Below are 16,115 nucleotides of genomic sequence, written 5' to 3'. Positions count from 1 at the left end.
ATGATCGTCATCGGCGGCGGCCTGGGCGGACTGTCGACCGCCTGCTACGCACAGATGAACGGCTACCGCAGCACCGTCGTGGAGATGCACGAACTGCCCGGCGGCTGCTGCACCGCCTGGGACCGCGGCGACTTCACCTTCGACTGCTGCATCAGCTGGCTGCTCGGCTGCGGGCCGGGCAACGAGATGCACCAGATCTGGCTCGAACTCGGCGCCCTCCAGGGCAAGCAGATGCGGCACTTCGACGTCTTCAACATCGTCCGCACCGAACACGGCGAGGTCTACTTCTACTCCGACCCGGACCGGCTCGAGGCCCACCTGCTGGGCATCTCGCCCCAGGACGCCCGCCCGATCCGGGAGTTCTGCGCCGGGCTGCGCAAGTTCCGTGCCTGTCTGGCGAGTTACCCGTTCCTCAAGCCGGTCGGCCTGATGGGGACGGTGGAGCGCTGGCGGATGCTGGCCGGCTTCCTGCCCTACTTCAATGTCGTCCGGCGCTCCATCGGCACCCTGATGACGGACTACTCGGCGCGGTTCCGGCACCCGCTGCTGCGCGAGGCGTTCAACTACATCCTGTACGAACGCCACCCCGCCTTCCCGGTGCTGCCGTTCTACTTCCAGCTGGCCAGCCACGCCAACCTCTCGGCCGGCGTCCCCGAGGGCGGCTCGCTCGGGCTGGCCCGCTCGATCGAACAGCGCTACCTGCGGCTCGGCGGCGAGATCCACTACAACGCCAAGGTGACCGAGGTGCTGGTCGAGGACGACCGGGCGATCGGCGTCCGGCTCAGCGACGGGCGCGAACTGCTCGCCGACATCGTGGTCTCCGCCGCCGACGGCCGCACCACCCTGATGGACCTCCTCAAGGGCCGCTATCTCGGCGACACCTACCGGGAGTTGTACACCAGCACCATCACCCAGCCCGGCATGGTCTTCCCCGGCTACGTCACCGTCTTCCTCGGCCTGCGCCGCCCCTTCCCCGAGGGCGATCCGTGCGCCACGTACCTGCTGGACCAGGACCGGGCCGACGCGCTGACCGGCATCCGTCACCCCAGCATCAACGTCCAGTTCCGCAGCCGGCACTACCCCGAACTGTCGCCCCCCGACTCGACCGTCGTCTACGCCAGCTACTTCTGCGACATCGCCCCCTGGCGGGCCCTCAGCACCGGCCCCGAGCAGGCCAGCCGGGTGCGCCGCGGCGAGGAGTTGCACACCCTGCCCACCGGGCGCGGCAAGGCCTACCAGACCGCCAAGCGCCAAGTCCGGGACACCATCGTGGACTTCCTCGACCAGCGCCACCCCGGCCTGAAGGCCGCCGTCGCGGTCAAGGACGTCTCCACCCCGCTCACCCAGGTCCGCTACACCGGCAACTACGACGGCACCGTGCTCGGCTGGCAGCCGTTCGTGACCAGCGGCGAGACGCTGGAGACCGAGATGAAGCGCAACGGCCCCGTACTGCCCGGGCTGCGGAACTTCTACCTCTCCGGCGTCTGGGCGACCACCGGCGGCCTGATCCGCGCCGCCGCCGCCGGACGCCACGTCATGCAGTTCGTCTGCCGCGACGACGGCGTGCCGTTCCGCGCCGAGATCGACCGCAGCGCACCCCTGCCCACCCATGTCGTCATCCCCGTCGGCCGTTGAGTCGTTGAGTCGTTGAGTCGTTGAATCGTTGAATCGTTGAATCGTTGAGGAGAACAGCACCGTGCAGATCGCCAAGTGGGTCGTCCAGGAACACCTCGACGGAGTGCCCGATGCCCGACGGATGTACCGGAAAGTGGTCGAGGACACCGACATCCGACTGCGGGACGACGAAATGCTGTTCCGCACCCGCTACCTCTCGCTCGACCCCTACCTGCACGGCATCACCCTGGACACCCCGATCGGCGACCTGATGGGCGGCGACGCCGTCATGGAGGTGGTGGCCGCCGGGCCGCGCGCCCGGTTCGCGGTCGGCGACCTGGTGCAGGGCTACGGCGGCTGGTGCACCCACCTGGTCGGCACCGGGGAGGCCCGGCTGTGGCAGACCGGAACCTTCCCGATGATCTTCCCCGACTACCGCCGCCTCGACCCCGCGCACTACGACGACACCCTGCCGATCAGCACCGCGCTGGGCATCCTCGGCGGCCCCGGCATGACCGCCTGGGGCACCCTGACCAAGTTCATGACCGTCCGCCCCGGCCACACCGTCCTGGTCAGCGCCGCGAGCGGCGCCGTCGGCTCGCTGTTCGGACAGCTCGCCACCCGGGCCGGCGCCCGCGTCATCGGCACCACCAGCTCCGAACAGAAGGCCGACCACCTCACCGGCCTCGGCATCGAACCGCTCCTCTACCGGCACGGCGACCACCCCGACCGGATCGGCGAACTGCTGCGGAAGGCCGCGCCCGACGGCATCGACCGCTACCTCGACAACCTCGGCGGCGCGATCACCGACGCGGCGTTCACGATGCTGAACGTCGACAGCCAGGTCGCGGTCTGCTGGCAGTGGGCCACCCAGGTCGGCAACGACCACACCGGGCCCCGCCTGCTGCCGTACATCATGTTCCCGCGCACCACCGTCCGCGGGATCTTCGCCCCCGAGTGGTTCACCGAGCCCAACTGGACCGCACTCCGCACCGAGGTCGGAAGCCTGGTCCGCAGCGGCGAGATCTTCCACCGCCAGACCGTCCACCAGGGCTTCGACGCCATCCCCACCGCCTACCAGAGCCTGTACGGTGAGGCCCGAACCGCCAACCGGGGCAAGGTAGTTGTCGAACTCTGAACCACTGCCGCCCCCTCGGAAAGGACACCACGATGGCCCGACCGCCCGAACCGGGCACGCCCGCCCCCGACTTCACGCTGGCCGGGGTACAGCTCGACCAGGACACCGCCCACCGCCGCGAGTACCGGCTCGCGGACGCCAAGGGCACCCCGCTCGTACTGGTCTTCTATCCGGGTGACGACACCCTGGTCTGCACCCGGCAGCTCTGCTCCTACAACTCCGAGCTCGACCAGTTCACCGGACTCGGCGCCGCCGTCTGGTGCATCAGCGGCCAGGACCTCGACAGTCACGAACGCTTCGCCCGCAAGCGCGGCCTGCACCTGCCGCTGCTGGCCGACACCGGCGAGCGGGTCGCCAAGCTCTACGGCATCACCGCGCCGGGCATCGGGGTGCGCCGCTCGGTCTTCGTGCTGGACGACGAGGGGGTGGTCCGCTGGCGGCACGTCGCACTGGCCGGGCTGACCTTCCAGCGGCCCGGCACGCTGATCGAACAGCTCGCCGCACTGGCCTCCTCACCCGCCTGAGCCGGCCGGGCCGGTCAGCGGCCTGAGCCGGCCGGACGGGTCAGCGGCCTGAGCCGGCCGGGCCGGTCAGCGGCCTGAGCCGGCCGGGCCGGTCAGCGGCCTGAGCCGGCCGGGCCGGTCAGCGGCCTGAGCCGGCCGGACGGGTCAGCGGCCTGAGCCGGCCGGGCCGGTCAGCGGCCGACCTCGCGGGTGCGGAAGTCGTCGACGGTCTCCCGGCGGATCAGCAGCCGGATCCGGCCCTCGCGGACCGCGGCGACGGCCGGGCGGCCCACGTGGTTGTAGCTGGAGGCCATCGACAGGTGGTACGCCCCGGCGGCCGGGACGGCCAGCAGGTCGCCCGGCCGCAGGTCGGCGGGGAGCGGCGCGTCGCGGGCCAGCAGGTCGCCGGCCTCGCAGTGGCAGCCCACCACGTCGAACGGCCTGGTCTGGGCGGTGCCGGTGCGGCCGATCGGGCGGACGGTGTAGGCGGAGCCGTAGAGCGCGGGCCGCGGGTTGTCGCTCATGCCGCCGTCGACGGCGGCGAAGGCGCGGCCGTCGGCCGTGTGCTTCACGGAGAGCACCCGGTAGACGGCGACTGCGGCGGGGGCGGCGATCGCCCGACCCGGCTCCACCGTCAACTTCGGTACGGCAAGGCCGTGTTCGGCGCAGCGGGCGGTCAGCCGGGCGGTGATCTCGGCGGCGAATCGGGCGGGGTCGAGTTCCGGGTCGCCGGGGAGGTAGCGGACGCCGTGGCCGCCGCCGAGGTCGAGTTCGGGCAGCTCGACGCCGTGCCGGTCGCGGATCCGGGCGAGCAGCTCGACCAGGCGGTCCAGCGCCGTGAGGTAGGGGGCGGTGTCGGTGATCTGCGAGCCGAGGTGGCAGTGCAGGCCCGCCAGTCGGAGGCCGGGCTGGGCGAGGATGCGGCGGACGGCTTCGGTGGCCTCGCCTGCGGCGATCGAGAAGCCGAACTTCTGCCCGTCGACGCCCGTCCGGACGGCGCTGTGGTGTCCGGCCGCGACACCGGGCAGAACGCGCGCCAGGACGCGCTGCGGGGTGTCGGCGGCGGTGAGGGCGGCCAGGCGCGGGATCTCGGCGAGGTTGTCGACGACGATCCGGCCCACCCGCAGGCGGCGGGCCAGGCGCAGCTCCTCCGGGGACTTGGCGTTGCCGTGCAGCAGGATCCGCCCGGGCGGGAAGCCCGCGGCGGCGGCCAGACGCAGTTCGCCGGCCGAGCAGACATCGAGGCCGAGGCCCTCGTCGGCGATCCAGTCGGCCATCGCCGTGCACAGGAACGCCTTCGCGGCGTACAGCACGTCGGCCTGCGGCAGGGCGCGGCGGTAGGCCCGGGCGCGCAGCCGGACCTCGTCCTCGTCGAGCACGTACAGCGGGGTCCCGAAGCGCTCGGCGGCCTCGCGCAGGCCGACACCGCCGAGCAGCACGTCGCCGCCGCGCCCGGGAACGGCGGACACGGGCCAGGGGCTGCCGAGGGGCCGGGGCGACGGGTCCTGCGGGCGCGCGAGCGGGCGGGTGGACAGGGTGGTCATCGCGGGGTTCTCCTGGGCTCGACGGGAGGGTACGGGCTTCGGCCCGGCGTGCGGGGCGCCGTCAGTCCTCGTAGTGCATGGTGAAGCGGCAGTGTCCGGCGGCGGGGCGGCCTTCGGGGTGGTCGTTGGTGCGGTCGGGTGCGGCGTCGAGGGCCGGTGCGCGCAGCAGGCGGCGGAGGATCGCGTCGTCGGGTCGGTCCTGTTGCGTGCTCGGGGCGGGGTTCAGCAGGTTCGCGGGGACGAGTTGCAGGTCGGTCATGGTGGGCTCGCTTTCGCCTGGAGGTCACGGGGGCCTTCGTCCGGGCCCCGACCACTCCAGTGCAAGCCCGGCGCGCGCCGATCGCACCCCTCCTTGACGCAGGGGCTACACCGATCGGCCTTGCCCTGACGGGACGTTGACGGGCGTCACGGGGCGCGCGTCAACGGGCCGTACGAATCTTGCCGGAAGGTAACAGCCCCGGTGGTGAGCGGGGATAGCGTCTCTGCTGCGCCCGCGAGCGGCGCTTGGTGTCTCGACCGTTGTGTGGAGGTATGCCGTGAAGCAGCAGCTGCACCCCGTCCGTCCGAAGCCCTCGGAACGCACCCCGGCCGGACGGCTGGTGGTACCCGTCCGGCCGGGCCCGCTGGGCCACACGGTCCGTGTCTTCCGTACCGCCGTCGGTGACCGCACCGCGGTCGCCTTCTCGTCGGAGCAGCAGCTGATCGCCGTGCTCGGCCCCGGCCAGCCCTGGATCTCGCTCGCCGAGCCCGCGCTGCGCGCCCTGTTCGAGCCGCTGGGCGTCAGCGCGCTCACCCTCGACCCGCAACTGACCGCAGCGGCCCCGATCCCGCTGGACCTCGGAGGAGTCGCAGCCTGACCTGCGGGTACGGGCTGGGAACCGGCTGGGTTCGTGGTGTGTACGGTTGTTGCAGGTGGTGGCCAGGCCGGTGGCCGCCCGGGAGCTGAAGGCGGTGCTGGGCGGTGAGCCCCGAAGAGCCCCCGACCCGGCGCATATTCGTGGCGCTGGCACCGCCCGACGAGGCCAAGGACGAACTGGCCCGCGCGCTGGCGCCCGCCTACGCCGCCCACCCGCAGCTGCGCTGGAACCGGATCGAGGACTGGCACATCACGCTCGCCTTCCTCGGTGAACTCCCCACCGCCGTCGTGCCGTTGCTGCTCACCGCACTGGCCGGCACCGCCGGCTCGCGGCCGGCCCTGGAGCTGCGGCTGCGTGGCGGCGGACACTTCGACGGCCGGCTGCTGTGGAGCGGCATCGACGGCGACCTGACGGGGCTGCACGCCCTCGCCGACGAGGTCCGGCGGCTGGTCAGGTCCTGCGGGATCGACTTCCTGGAGCGCCCGTTGCGCCCGCACCTCACGCTGGCCCGGGCCCGCCGCGACGACCCGCTCGGCGTCCCGGCCGTGGCCGCCGACCTGGCCGGCTTCACCGGGCGCAGCTGGCACACCGACCGGCTCCACCTGGTCGGCAGCAACATCGGCCGCGGCCCCGGCCCGATCCACTACCGGGACATCACCGCCTGGCCGTTCGCCGCCGCCACTCCTTCGCAGCCGTAGCCGTCAGCGGCAGCGCGAGTCGGCCACGGCCCGGTAGTCCGCGAGCGTCATGACCTCCTGCTCGTGCCGGCCCTGGCCTCGGACGACCTGGTCCGCGCCGAACCCCAGCAGGACCGCACCGTCCACCGTGAACGCGCCGGTGTGCGGCCGGTCACCCCGGCTGACCGTCACCGTGAAGGAGTAGGTCGCGTCGGCCCGGAGGCCGGGCGCGTCACCGCTCCCCGTCCAGCCCGGGGCGAGCGCCCCCGAATCGACCTGGTCAACCTTCGTTTCCATGGTGTCCGGGCTCGCGAACCAGTGGTTCTCCCCCTCCTCCCCGTTCACCCTGGTCCTGATCATCACGTCGTTCACCTTCTCGTTCGGACACCGGGCGGGATCGATCACGAGGTGCCCATCCACCACCCGCACGCCGAAGACCCGGTCCCAGGCAGGCGTGCACGCGGACAGCAGGGGCAGCGCCAGGCAGCCGGCGACCGCCGCGACCGCGAGCCGCTGCCGTCGTCCATGGTTCTCCACGTCGTCAACTTCTGCTGCTCCCAGGGTGATTGCCGGTGTCAGCCTTCCCCAGTCGGGTAGCCGCCCCGGCACGGCTTCGCGTCGATCTCGTTGCGGTTCCCGGCAGTCGTCCGACCAGGTCCGATGCGGCGCAGGCCAAGCCCCCCCAAAGAGGCACCACAAGCACGCGGCGCGGTCGCAGGCCGGCAAGTTCCGCGCGGTATACCCGCCGGACGCGGAGAGCGCGCGGCGGCTGCTGGACCCGCTAGCAGTAGAGCTGAAGGACGAGGTCGGTCCGTACGTGGTCTCCGACCGGCGGTGCGGCGACACCTGGGTGGTCTACTACCGCTACGGCCCGGGAACGGGCGGTGCGCGCCGAGACCGCCCGCACCCGCCGCGCCGAATGCGTCGCCCAGCAGCGGATCGACCCCACCGCATCACGCTTCCGCGAGCGCTGCGCCCGCGAGGCGTCCTACCTTCGGCGGCTGATCCAACGCCTGGACGAGGGGGAGGGCCAGAACGGCAACGTCGCCGCCGGAGAGGTGCTGGAACAGGCGGTCTCCCACACCGAAGGCATCGGACTCACCGTCAGCGCCCGCTACCACGCCCTGCCCGCCCTCCCGGCCCTGGTCGCCAGCTCGCTGGCCGCCGCCGTCACGGAGGCACTGAACAACGTCCGACACCACGCCGGCACGTCGACCGCCCACCTGACCGCCACCAGGCAGGGCGACGGCATCGCCGTCACCGTGGTCGACGACGGCTGCGGCTTGGACACCGCCCTCACCCGCACCGGCGGCACCGGCCTGCGGCAGTCGATCCACAGCCGAATGAAAGAAATCGGCGGCACAGGCGTAACCGAGGTGGCCCGCATGACCAACAGCCCCTGCGATGAGTTCTCGCGACCGCTGCCGTCCAACCTACGAAAGCAGCAGCCGATCCCCTGAGACCCTCATGTCCGGCACCGTCGCCACCGCCCCCGTGAACTCCCGCAAGACCGTCCTCCGGACCGTATGGACGCTGCGGATCCTGCTGGCTCTCTTTCTTCGCCCTCCCCGAGCTGCTCGCGATGCCCGCCGCCACCACCGTCTTCGACGCGATCGGCGCGGGCCACTGGTTCATGTACCTCACCGGCCTGATCGAACTCGTCGGCGCCATCGGCCTGTTGCTCCCCCGCCTGGCCGGCCCCGCCGCGACCGGCCTGATCGTCTTCCTGCTGTTCGCGTTCCTCACCCAGATCACCGCCATGCACGGCGAGAACGCGGGCACCCCGTTCCTCTTCATGGTCCCGCTCGCGGTCATCGCCTGGCACCGGCGCACCGAGACGGCCCACCTCCTCCACCTCCCGCGCTGACCGCGCCGGGCGGGAGGGAAAGGCAGGTGACCGCACACCAAGTCGCCGCTACTGTAATGATGTTGACGGATGATCAATTCACTGTCAGGTTCCGCGCCCTCAGGTGAGCCGGGCTCCGAAGCGGCCGCGTTTACCCGGACGGCACCCACGCCCTCGTCACCGGCTGACGCCGGAGGCCCGGCCAGGTGAATGCCCTCGCGCTGCAAACCGAGATACGAGACAGTCGTTTGAGGATCACGCTCACGATCTGCCACATGGCGCGGGCGCCCAGCTGACCCCTCACGTGATCTGTGACCGAGTTGGTTCGTGGGGCGCATTTCGCCATCAAGAGGTCGGATCACGGCGTGGCAGTGGCCAAGAACCCGGCTTGACCGAAGAGGACTGTTCGGTCGAGGTAACGGTTGAAGTGATCACAGGCGGGTTCGCCGAGGTGCAGGCAGGCGTTGCAGGCACCCCCGTTGCGTTCACAAGCGGGGTCCATGGCGCATCGCGACTCGGCACCCGCGATGTTGGCGAGAAGAAGATGAAGGTCGTTCTCGAAGACGGCTTGAAGCCCGCCGAGTACGAAGTCGCCCCGGCTGGCGGCGAAGAGGAAAAAGCCGTTGTGGCGGGGAATGAGGTACTCACCCAGGCCCTCGCGATCCACGCCGGCGAACACAGCGAGTTGGCGGATGGCTCGATGAGCGTATGAGTGGATGAGGGTGAGGAGATCCCGGCCCACGGATGTCGCATCCTCCGGGTCGCTGAAGCGCGACGGCGGGATGACGTGGGCGGCGAGGACGCTCCGAGCGGCCCGCGTGTCGGCGGCCGGCGGCAGAGCGTGTCCACGTTGGACAAGGGCGGCGTGGACCAGCATCGGGTTGAGCCGGAAGAAGAGAGCCTCTGTGGCCCGCAGATCGGCGTAGACGCGTCGGCCGCTCCGCCCTGTGAACAGGCTCAGGCGCGAGGCACCTGGCTCGCCGCTTCCGCGGGTGTAGCCGTAGACGGCTTTGAGGACCGGGAAGTCTGTGAACAGATCGACTCCAGTCAGCCCAGCCCGGTGCAGACCGGCTGGGTACTCCACCTGATAGCGGTGCAGGGCATCGGCGGGTGTCGTTGGTGTGACCAGGTCGGCGATGCGCCTGCGGGAGCCCTTGTCGGTGGCCGCCAACGCGACATCGACGGCCTCACGTTCGGCGGCGGCGATCTGATCGGGCGCGCCGGCCAGTGCGCCGAGGTTTTCCTCAGGGCTCAATTCCCCTGCGCCGCTGGCGATGGCGGTCATCTGTTCCGCCAATGTCCGTGTCAGCCCAGAGGCGACCAGCTGGTCGACCAAGGAACTCTGGGTTTGGCGTCCCGCGCCAGGCTCCGCGTCCTCGAACCCGCCCAGGGCCCAAGTCAGCGCGCGGCGCGGTCCGCCCGACTCCGTGACGCGGCGCATTGCCGCACGGCTCGCGGGGTTCACTTGGGTGAAGGTCTGAGGCGTGTAGACGCTGGCCGACCGGTGAACGTTGTAGCGCATGGTCTCGGCGTTCTTGGCATCGGAGTAGCGACGGCCGCACGGGCACTTCCGATAGCCGAAGCCCTTCTGAAGCTCCCGATGGCAGACGGGACACTCGAAGCGAATGCGAGTGGCGTCCATGCTCGACTGGTGCGGCATTCGCACCTGGTGGTGCTCGCGGCAGGTGGGAATGACGGGCTGTTCGAGCGTTCCGCAATCGTGGAAGCTGACGAAGTGCAGTTGCTCCCAGCGATCGTTGCCGCATCGACAGCTCTTGGGATGCCCCGTCTCCAGTCGGCGACAGACCCGGCACACCCAGACCAGCGGGAAGCGCTCGACGCGAACACCGCGCTCGGGATTGACGGCGACGACCTCGATTGGTCCGCCGGAGCGCAGGAAGTTGACGGTACTTGGGTCCATGCCGTGGTCAACCCAGCCTTGAAGTTCGGCGATCAGGCGGTTACGGATGATCGTGTCGTCAACGTCGATTGGACGAGGATCCTTCCACTCGACAGTCCGCCAGATCCCGCCCTTGAGGTCAGCGGTCTGCTGGGGCAGGAAGCCGTAGAGGATCTGCGATCCGCTGCGCTTGTCCTTCATGATGTGCTCTCCGGATTCGGCTAGTCGTCGCTGACGGGGATTTGGACCTCGACGTCTCGCAGCGACCGCATGGGCGAACGCTTGAGCAACTGGTGTGGCCACCTGGCACCATCGCCGGGATTCTCCAGGCGCATGAAGTACGTCTCCAATTGTTGGACTACGTCTCCGAGAGCCAGGTGGTGATGTTCGTCCAGCCCCAAGGCGGCCGCACAGGCTCGCGCCTCCTCACCGGCTGCCAGACCGGTCTGGCTGGAGTACTTACGCAACAGGTCCACGGTGGTCAACCTGCCGCCGGCAGACCGCGGCTCATGGACGAAGAGGCGGCGAGCCTCGATGGCCGCACTGGTCGTCAGCTCCAAAACACGGCGGCTGGAACGGGTGACCGGGATGGGTTCCACGAATCGGTCACCCTGCTCGATGAAGGGGGTGAAGTGCGAGAACACCGCGGCGTCGCGTTCTCGTCCGATCTTGTGGATGACGTAGACCAGGCCGGGATGGGTTCGCCCTACGCGCGCGGTCGCCTGGATAAACTCGGCTGTGGTCAGCGGTACGCCGAGCACGGTCATGATGTTCAAGCGGTCGACATCGACACCGTGGGAGATCATCGACGAGGCCGTGATGACGTGCAGACGGTCGTGGAAATCGCCCTCGGGGCGCAGCAGACGCCCCAGCGTTTCGCGGACCTCCTCGAACGGGGTTTGACCGGTCAGCTGAGCCACGTTCAGCAGTGCGACGGGGACCTGGGTGCCCAGGGAGCGGTGAGCGCCTTCGACGTCTCGTACGGTGTTCCCGTACACCACGTGCGTGCCGTACAGGTTCAGAAGCATGGGCACATGGACACGGTCGACGCGGGCCTGCGAACACACGACATCAGGCTCATCGAGGAGTCGGCGCACCGACTGCTGCACGATGGTGGTGGTGCGGTCGGACACCCACTCAAGGGTGACCCCGCGGGGCCAAACCGCGACGAACCTGCGAAGCAGACTGTCCGTCTCACGAGTCCAGAAGGATTCGCGGGCCGAGGGGCCGGGGACAGGAAAAACCCGCCCCGGGCGGTTGTACAGGACCCGTACCTGACGTTCGAAGCCAGTCAGGGTCGCCGATGAGGCAATGATCTTCGAAGTGCCACCGGTGAGCTCGAGTTGCAGCGCGTCCAGCAGCGACTCGTAGTGGGAATCCACCGCGCCAAGGGAGTCACGCAAGAGGTGCAGCTCGTCCTGAAGCCGGAAGGAGGGGGCGAACCGCCGGCGAATCGTCGGGGCCACAGGAGTCACATCCCCCTGGCAATCGGGCACCAGACAGCCGTTCGGACGCTTGGACCGCTTGGCGTAGGTGAAGCCGTGACGCGGCCGCGAACAGTGACCTGCCGGCCCCTCGATGAAGGCGCGCATGCTCCCCTGCATCGCGATCAGCGCGGCCTTGTCCAAGGTGCCAATGATCACGGTGGGCAGGAACCGGTAGATTTCCTGATCGACCACGTACACCGGGAGCGGCTGGCCTTCGGAGGGACACCCGGTAGCCGGGCAAAGGTGGCGCAACGTCCAGTCACCCCGGTGGAACTTCATACGGACTCGCTCCGAACCACAGAACGGGCACGCGGAGAGCACTCGGTACCGATTCGCCATCTCTGGATCGTCGACATCGATCGGGTTGTACTCGGTGGGTGCTGCGGGGATCTCGTTCGGGGTGGCGCCGGCGCCGATGAAGTAGCCGAGCGAGATCGGCTCACCGCCCACATGACTGTCACGGCGCACCAACTCGGCGGCGGCCAGCGCGTCGGCGAAGCGTTGGGTCTGTTGCAGCGACAGCATGCGCAGCGGGAACCTGCTCCATGCGGTGATTCCCGCCAGCTTTCCCCGCAGACGGTCGTAGAAGGCCGCGAGGACGAGCAGGCCCAGATACGTCTCAGTCTTTCCGCCGCCGGTGGCGAACCACACAGTCTCAACCGTCTGCCAGTCAGCCCCCTCGCGAACGAGCGAGGGCAACACCGAGACGACGAAGCCGATCTGGAACGGCCGCCAGCCCTCATATCGGCCGCAGGCCGCTCGGCGCATCGCCAGGTTCATCAGCCGGAACGCTGTGCGAAGGTCGGTGTCCGCCTCGAGCGCTGCCACGCCAGCTCGCAGCCGCCGCAGTTCCGCGGTGTGCTCACCGGCGGCCACCCGCGCTTGCTCGATCATCTCGGGTTGCCAACGTTCCTCAGCGGCGCGATGCCGCAGGCTGTCGGCAGACCAGTGATCACGACCCCACGCCGCGTAGGCGTCGACAAGCTGTGTCAGCGTGGGAACCGGGTCCTCCGACAGACGCTCGAACGTCAACGGCAATGTCCTGGCATCGGTCCGCCCGAAGGTGTACTCAGGACGGCGCCGGTCAACCACCACCCGGTCGGTGGTGGCCAGCTCCTCAGGGCCAAGGACAGCCACGCCGCAGTTGATCCCGATGGCGGGGAGACGCCGGTCATAGCGGAAGCTATCGGGCAACGACTCCAGCAAAAACGGACGGGTAGGAAGCTCAAGCACCCGAAGCTCGACCTCGAACAGGTGGCGCTCGCCGCGCTGCCGAGGCCCCTCAGCGGTGGTGTTCACGAGCTCCACGACAAGCTCCGGCGACCCACGCCAGGATTCGTCGGTCACCCGTACCTCGGCGCTCGAGCCCACCGCCCCCGCCAGATGTAGGGCATCAGCGATCCGGCGCCCGCCGAAAGCACGCCCCACCGCACCCATGGGGACCTCAATCCGGAGCGGCACGTCGATCGCCGCCGTCTTCTCCCACTTCTCGTTCCGCTCTTGGGAGTTACCCACCCGGCTCCAAGCCAGTGCCCGCACCCGGACCACAAATGACCAAGGCCCGACGTGGGCAGGCCGTACCCGCATGCCAACGGCGCACGGGTCCATTCGGCGCTCCCGGCCGATCAAGGCCGCTTCGCTCTCGGGAGCGAGCCGCCCCAGCCAGTACACCCCGGACGGATCGGTGTCCAAGACGCTGTCGGCATCGCCGCGGCCCTCGGCCGCCACCCGACCATCGAGCCAGTCCAGGAACCGGGTCTGTGCCTCAACCACGTCCTGCGTCACGCCACTGCCTCCATCGCCAAGTACTCCGCTGTCAAGGTCCTGAGTTTGTTGTTGGCTCGCAGCCGATCGAACAACTTCTTTTCCAACTGACGCACGCGCTCACGGGTGCAGCCGAACTCCTTGCCCAACGCGTCCAGCGTCATCGGCACCTCGCCGTCCAGGCCGAATCGGCCCTCCAGCAGCCGGGCGAGCCTCGGATCCAGGCCGACCAGCTCGGCCTCGATCGTGTCGAGGATTTGCCTCCGCAGGAGTTCGTGGATGGTCCCTTCCTCGGGGAGTTCGGCTCTGGAGGCAAGTACTAGGTCGCTCAGAGTTGCCCCTCCCTCCCTGTTGACCGGAACATCCAGTCGAACGACAGGCGCGGAGTAGTCCAACAGCGCCCGAACCTCGCCCGCCTTTTCCCCAAGCCCCTCGGCCAACTCGGCCAGGGTGGGCGCTCGCCCGTTGCGCTCCTCGAAACCGCGCGCATAACGGTTCACGCGTCGCAGGTCTCCGTGGACACGGACGGGAAGTCGTACTGTCGAACCGGTGTTCGCAATGGCCCGAATGACCGCCTGCCAGACCCACCAGGTCGCGTACGTCGAGAACTTGAAGCCCATCGTCGGATCGAACTTCTGTGCCGCGCGGTTGAGCCCCAGGACGCCCTCTTGGATCAGGTCGTCGAGGTCCAGGTCTCCCGCACCCGGGAGGTGGCGCCTCGCGATGTCGATCACGAGTCTCACGTTGTGTCGAACCAGTGTTCTGCGAGCGGCGTGACCGTCCTGCACCAGCTCCACGGCCTCCCCCAGATCCTCTCCGGCCGCCAAAGACTGAGCGGCGCGTTCTCCCATCTGGATTCGCCGACCGAGCTGCACCTCCTCCTCGGCACTCAGGAGACGATGACGCCCGATCTGGCGAGGTGAGGAGCTCGGGCGGGCCGGCGCAGCAGCGCAAGCGTCGGTGATGACAGGCCCGCCGCGACTCATCCCCGCAACAGCAGGCCCTCCGTCAAGCAGCCCGTGCGAACGAAGAACCGCAAGCGTACGGTCCAGTTGCTGCGGCGTGATGCCCCGACGGCTTGCCACCTGAATGACATGAGCCCGTTCAAGCCGACCAAGGCGCTCACAATCCTCCAGTAACACCCCAACGAAGACCTCGATCACGCGTTCCATTAGCGAGAACGCCTCCCGTGAACTCGAAAAGTAATATCATCAACTCGGCGAAACCCCCGCCGCCACCCATTCAGGGCGCTCAGCAAAAAAGCTAGAGCGGCACGCCAAGAAAAAGCAAATCAAGTTCACTTCATCCGGATTAGTTCCATCTTGATACGGGACGCGGCGATTCATTCTTTAAATGCCCGTCCAGGCGTTTTGTCCGATTCGTTGACGCCAGATTTCCGGCTGGCTAAGTTGGCTGCGTGGAGCTCAACCCTTCCCCCAATTAGCCTAGTTGGGAGATTGACATGAGCGCATCCGTCAGCAGGCGCACACGCCCGCCGCGCCAGTGAGGATCTCAACGGACCTCGATTTGATCTCGAAATCTCTCAAAATTCCACCTACTTCGGGGGCTTGAAGTGGCGCGTCGACAATTTAGCTGCGACAGCGCCGAGCGGGTGGTTTATTCACGTCGAGACCTTCGGCCACCCTCCGCCTCCGGAATTAGCGGTGATCGAGCCCTCTGCCACTGACACGTCCAATCACAGAGAGGACGACCCCACTTGTCGCAGGCATCGATCGTGCCCGACCGGCAGTAGCGGTGTTGACGGAGAACGGCCCTGCCGCGCACGCTCGTCCCGTCGGGGGTCGGTGCGGTGGAGTGAGGGGGGCCGGGTGGTCGAGTGGGATGGGGTGGCGGAGCGAGGGCAGCGGCATGAGTTGGACCAGGCGCGGCGGGACGAGGTGGCCGAGGCGGCACATCGGGGGACTGGTCGGTTGTGCTGGGTGCCGTTGCGGAGGTGTCCGGGATGGCGAATAACCGTCGGACCGGTGGGCCCAGCGGGTGGGCGTTGTTGCACAAGGCTGCGCGGCATGGCGCCCCGGTCGCGGTGGTTCGGGAGTTGGTGGACGCCGGGGCTGGCGGACGTTGCGGTCGACGGAGGGGGAACGGCCGGTCGATGTCGCGGGGCGGCTCGGGCGGGACACTCTGGTGCCGTTGTTGGAGCCGGCGCCGGTGCATGCGGTGCGGGAGGAGGATCCGCGGGCGATGGAGCACTTTCTTCATGCGCTGATCCGGGTGCGTACACGTCGAGGCGGCGCTGGTGCTGCCGCAGGTGTGCGTGTTGACCGAACTGGCCGATCCGGAGCTGTGGTTCGGCGCGCCCGGGATGTACGGCGGCTTCAGCATTCGGCTGGAGGAGGACTCGAAGGCGCCCCGGCTCACGGTGAGCAGTCACTGCCGGGTGGTCGGCTACTCCGGCCAGGTCCCCACCACGTCACGCGGGACGGGTGCGCACTGGTCGAGTCCGGGCTGTGACGGGGGCTGCACAGAGTGCTCGAGGGGTGCTCGAGGGAGCCTTGATTAAAAACCGACCCGCCTGTATCTTATTGGCTACTTGCTCCTGATCGATGAAGTCAGCCGGCCGCCTCGGAGCTTGTGCGGGGCGCTCTGGGGTGTGGCGTCCGATTTGTTCGGCGGGCGTACGGGGTGTAGTGGCTGTTATTCGATCAGGGTGATGCGGCGATCAGTGGGACGTGCGGTGCGACTGCCCGCTCACGTTCGCCCGCGCGCGATCCACCCAACTGGCCAGAGTTCGCTTCTCATTGCTGGAGCCGTCATGCCAAGGTCG

At 69.0% G+C, this 16,115-nt stretch carries 13 protein-coding genes; 7 read left to right on the top strand and 6 right to left on the bottom strand.

Translation table 11 applies throughout. From position 1 onward, the window contains the following. From ACGFWJ_RS17930 to ACGFWJ_RS17920, 3 genes are all read left to right on the top strand, one after another. Window positions 1-1,635 (top strand): phytoene desaturase family protein, encoded by a 1,635-nt coding sequence (locus tag ACGFWJ_RS17930; protein ID WP_392950566.1) that lies wholly within the window; start codon window positions 1-3, stop codon window positions 1,633-1,635. A gap of 61 nt (window positions 1,636-1,696) precedes the next feature. Then, entirely contained in the window at window positions 1,697-2,752 is a 1,056-nt protein-coding gene (locus tag ACGFWJ_RS17925) for an MDR family NADP-dependent oxidoreductase (RefSeq protein WP_392950431.1), read from the top strand. Between the two features lie 32 nt (window positions 2,753-2,784). Beyond that, window positions 2,785-3,276, top strand: coding sequence for a peroxiredoxin (locus ACGFWJ_RS17920; RefSeq protein WP_392950428.1), 492 nt, complete (start codon window positions 2,785-2,787; stop codon window positions 3,274-3,276). Window positions 3,277-3,446: 170 nt separating this feature from the next. On the opposite strand, the gene lysA is transcribed toward ACGFWJ_RS17920, so the two are convergent. Together lysA and ACGFWJ_RS17910 are read right to left on the bottom strand one after the other, a co-directional pair. After that, the gene (gene lysA / locus ACGFWJ_RS17915; protein ID WP_392950425.1) at window positions 3,447-4,799 is read right to left on the bottom strand and encodes a diaminopimelate decarboxylase; all 1,353 of its coding nucleotides are present in this window, start codon (window positions 4,797-4,799) and stop codon (window positions 3,447-3,449) included. A 61-nt stretch (window positions 4,800-4,860) separates the two neighbouring features. Continuing rightward, a complete protein-coding gene (locus tag ACGFWJ_RS17910) occupies window positions 4,861-5,058 on the bottom strand; it encodes a hypothetical protein (protein ID WP_392950422.1) in 198 nt (65 codons plus the stop codon). A 277-nt stretch (window positions 5,059-5,335) separates the two neighbouring features. Here ACGFWJ_RS17910 and ACGFWJ_RS17905 point away from each other — a divergent pair, with 277 nt between their 5' ends. Continuing rightward, entirely contained in the window at window positions 5,336-5,656 is a 321-nt protein-coding gene (locus ACGFWJ_RS17905; protein ID WP_392950420.1) for an SAV_915 family protein, read from the top strand. A gap of 104 nt (window positions 5,657-5,760) precedes the next feature. After that, on the top strand, window positions 5,761-6,354 hold the full coding sequence (gene thpR / locus ACGFWJ_RS17900) for an RNA 2',3'-cyclic phosphodiesterase (RefSeq protein ID WP_392950418.1): 594 nt from the start codon (window positions 5,761-5,763) through the stop codon (window positions 6,352-6,354). A gap of 3 nt (window positions 6,355-6,357) precedes the next feature. On the opposite strand, the gene ACGFWJ_RS17895 is transcribed toward thpR, so the two are convergent. Then, on the bottom strand, window positions 6,358-6,870 hold the full coding sequence (locus ACGFWJ_RS17895; protein WP_392950415.1) for a hypothetical protein: 513 nt from the start codon (window positions 6,868-6,870) through the stop codon (window positions 6,358-6,360). A 347-nt stretch (window positions 6,871-7,217) separates the two neighbouring features. Here ACGFWJ_RS17895 and ACGFWJ_RS17890 point away from each other — a divergent pair, with 347 nt between their 5' ends. Together ACGFWJ_RS17890 and ACGFWJ_RS17885 are read left to right on the top strand one after the other, a co-directional pair. Next, the gene (locus ACGFWJ_RS17890; RefSeq protein WP_392950412.1) at window positions 7,218-7,793 is read left to right on the top strand and encodes a hypothetical protein; all 576 of its coding nucleotides are present in this window, start codon (window positions 7,218-7,220) and stop codon (window positions 7,791-7,793) included. 113 nt (window positions 7,794-7,906) lie between these two features. Further along, window positions 7,907-8,200 (top strand): DoxX family protein, encoded by a 294-nt coding sequence (locus ACGFWJ_RS17885; protein WP_392950563.1) that lies wholly within the window; start codon window positions 7,907-7,909, stop codon window positions 8,198-8,200. A 337-nt stretch (window positions 8,201-8,537) separates the two neighbouring features. On the opposite strand, the gene ACGFWJ_RS17880 is transcribed toward ACGFWJ_RS17885, so the two are convergent. The 3 genes from ACGFWJ_RS17880 to ACGFWJ_RS17870 are packed head-to-tail and all read right to left on the bottom strand — an operon-like array spanning window position 8,538 to window position 14,493. After that, window positions 8,538-10,280 (bottom strand): hypothetical protein, encoded by a 1,743-nt coding sequence (locus ACGFWJ_RS17880; RefSeq protein WP_392950409.1) that lies wholly within the window; start codon window positions 10,278-10,280, stop codon window positions 8,538-8,540. 20 nt (window positions 10,281-10,300) lie between these two features. Next, a complete protein-coding gene (locus ACGFWJ_RS17875; protein ID WP_392950406.1) occupies window positions 10,301-13,351 on the bottom strand; it encodes a helicase-related protein in 3,051 nt (1,016 codons plus the stop codon). Next, the gene (locus tag ACGFWJ_RS17870) at window positions 13,348-14,493 is read right to left on the bottom strand and encodes an RNA polymerase sigma factor RpoD/SigA (RefSeq protein ID WP_392950403.1); all 1,146 of its coding nucleotides are present in this window, start codon (window positions 14,491-14,493) and stop codon (window positions 13,348-13,350) included. Before ACGFWJ_RS17870 ends, ACGFWJ_RS17875 begins: the two co-directional genes overlap by 4 nt. Window positions 14,494-16,115: the final 1,622 nt, after the last annotated feature.

It is taken from the genome of Kitasatospora sp. NPDC048407 (assembly GCF_043200475.1).
Lineage (GTDB): Bacteria > Actinomycetota > Actinomycetes > Streptomycetales > Streptomycetaceae > Kitasatospora.
This window is presented reverse-complemented; position numbering and strand designations above follow the sequence as displayed.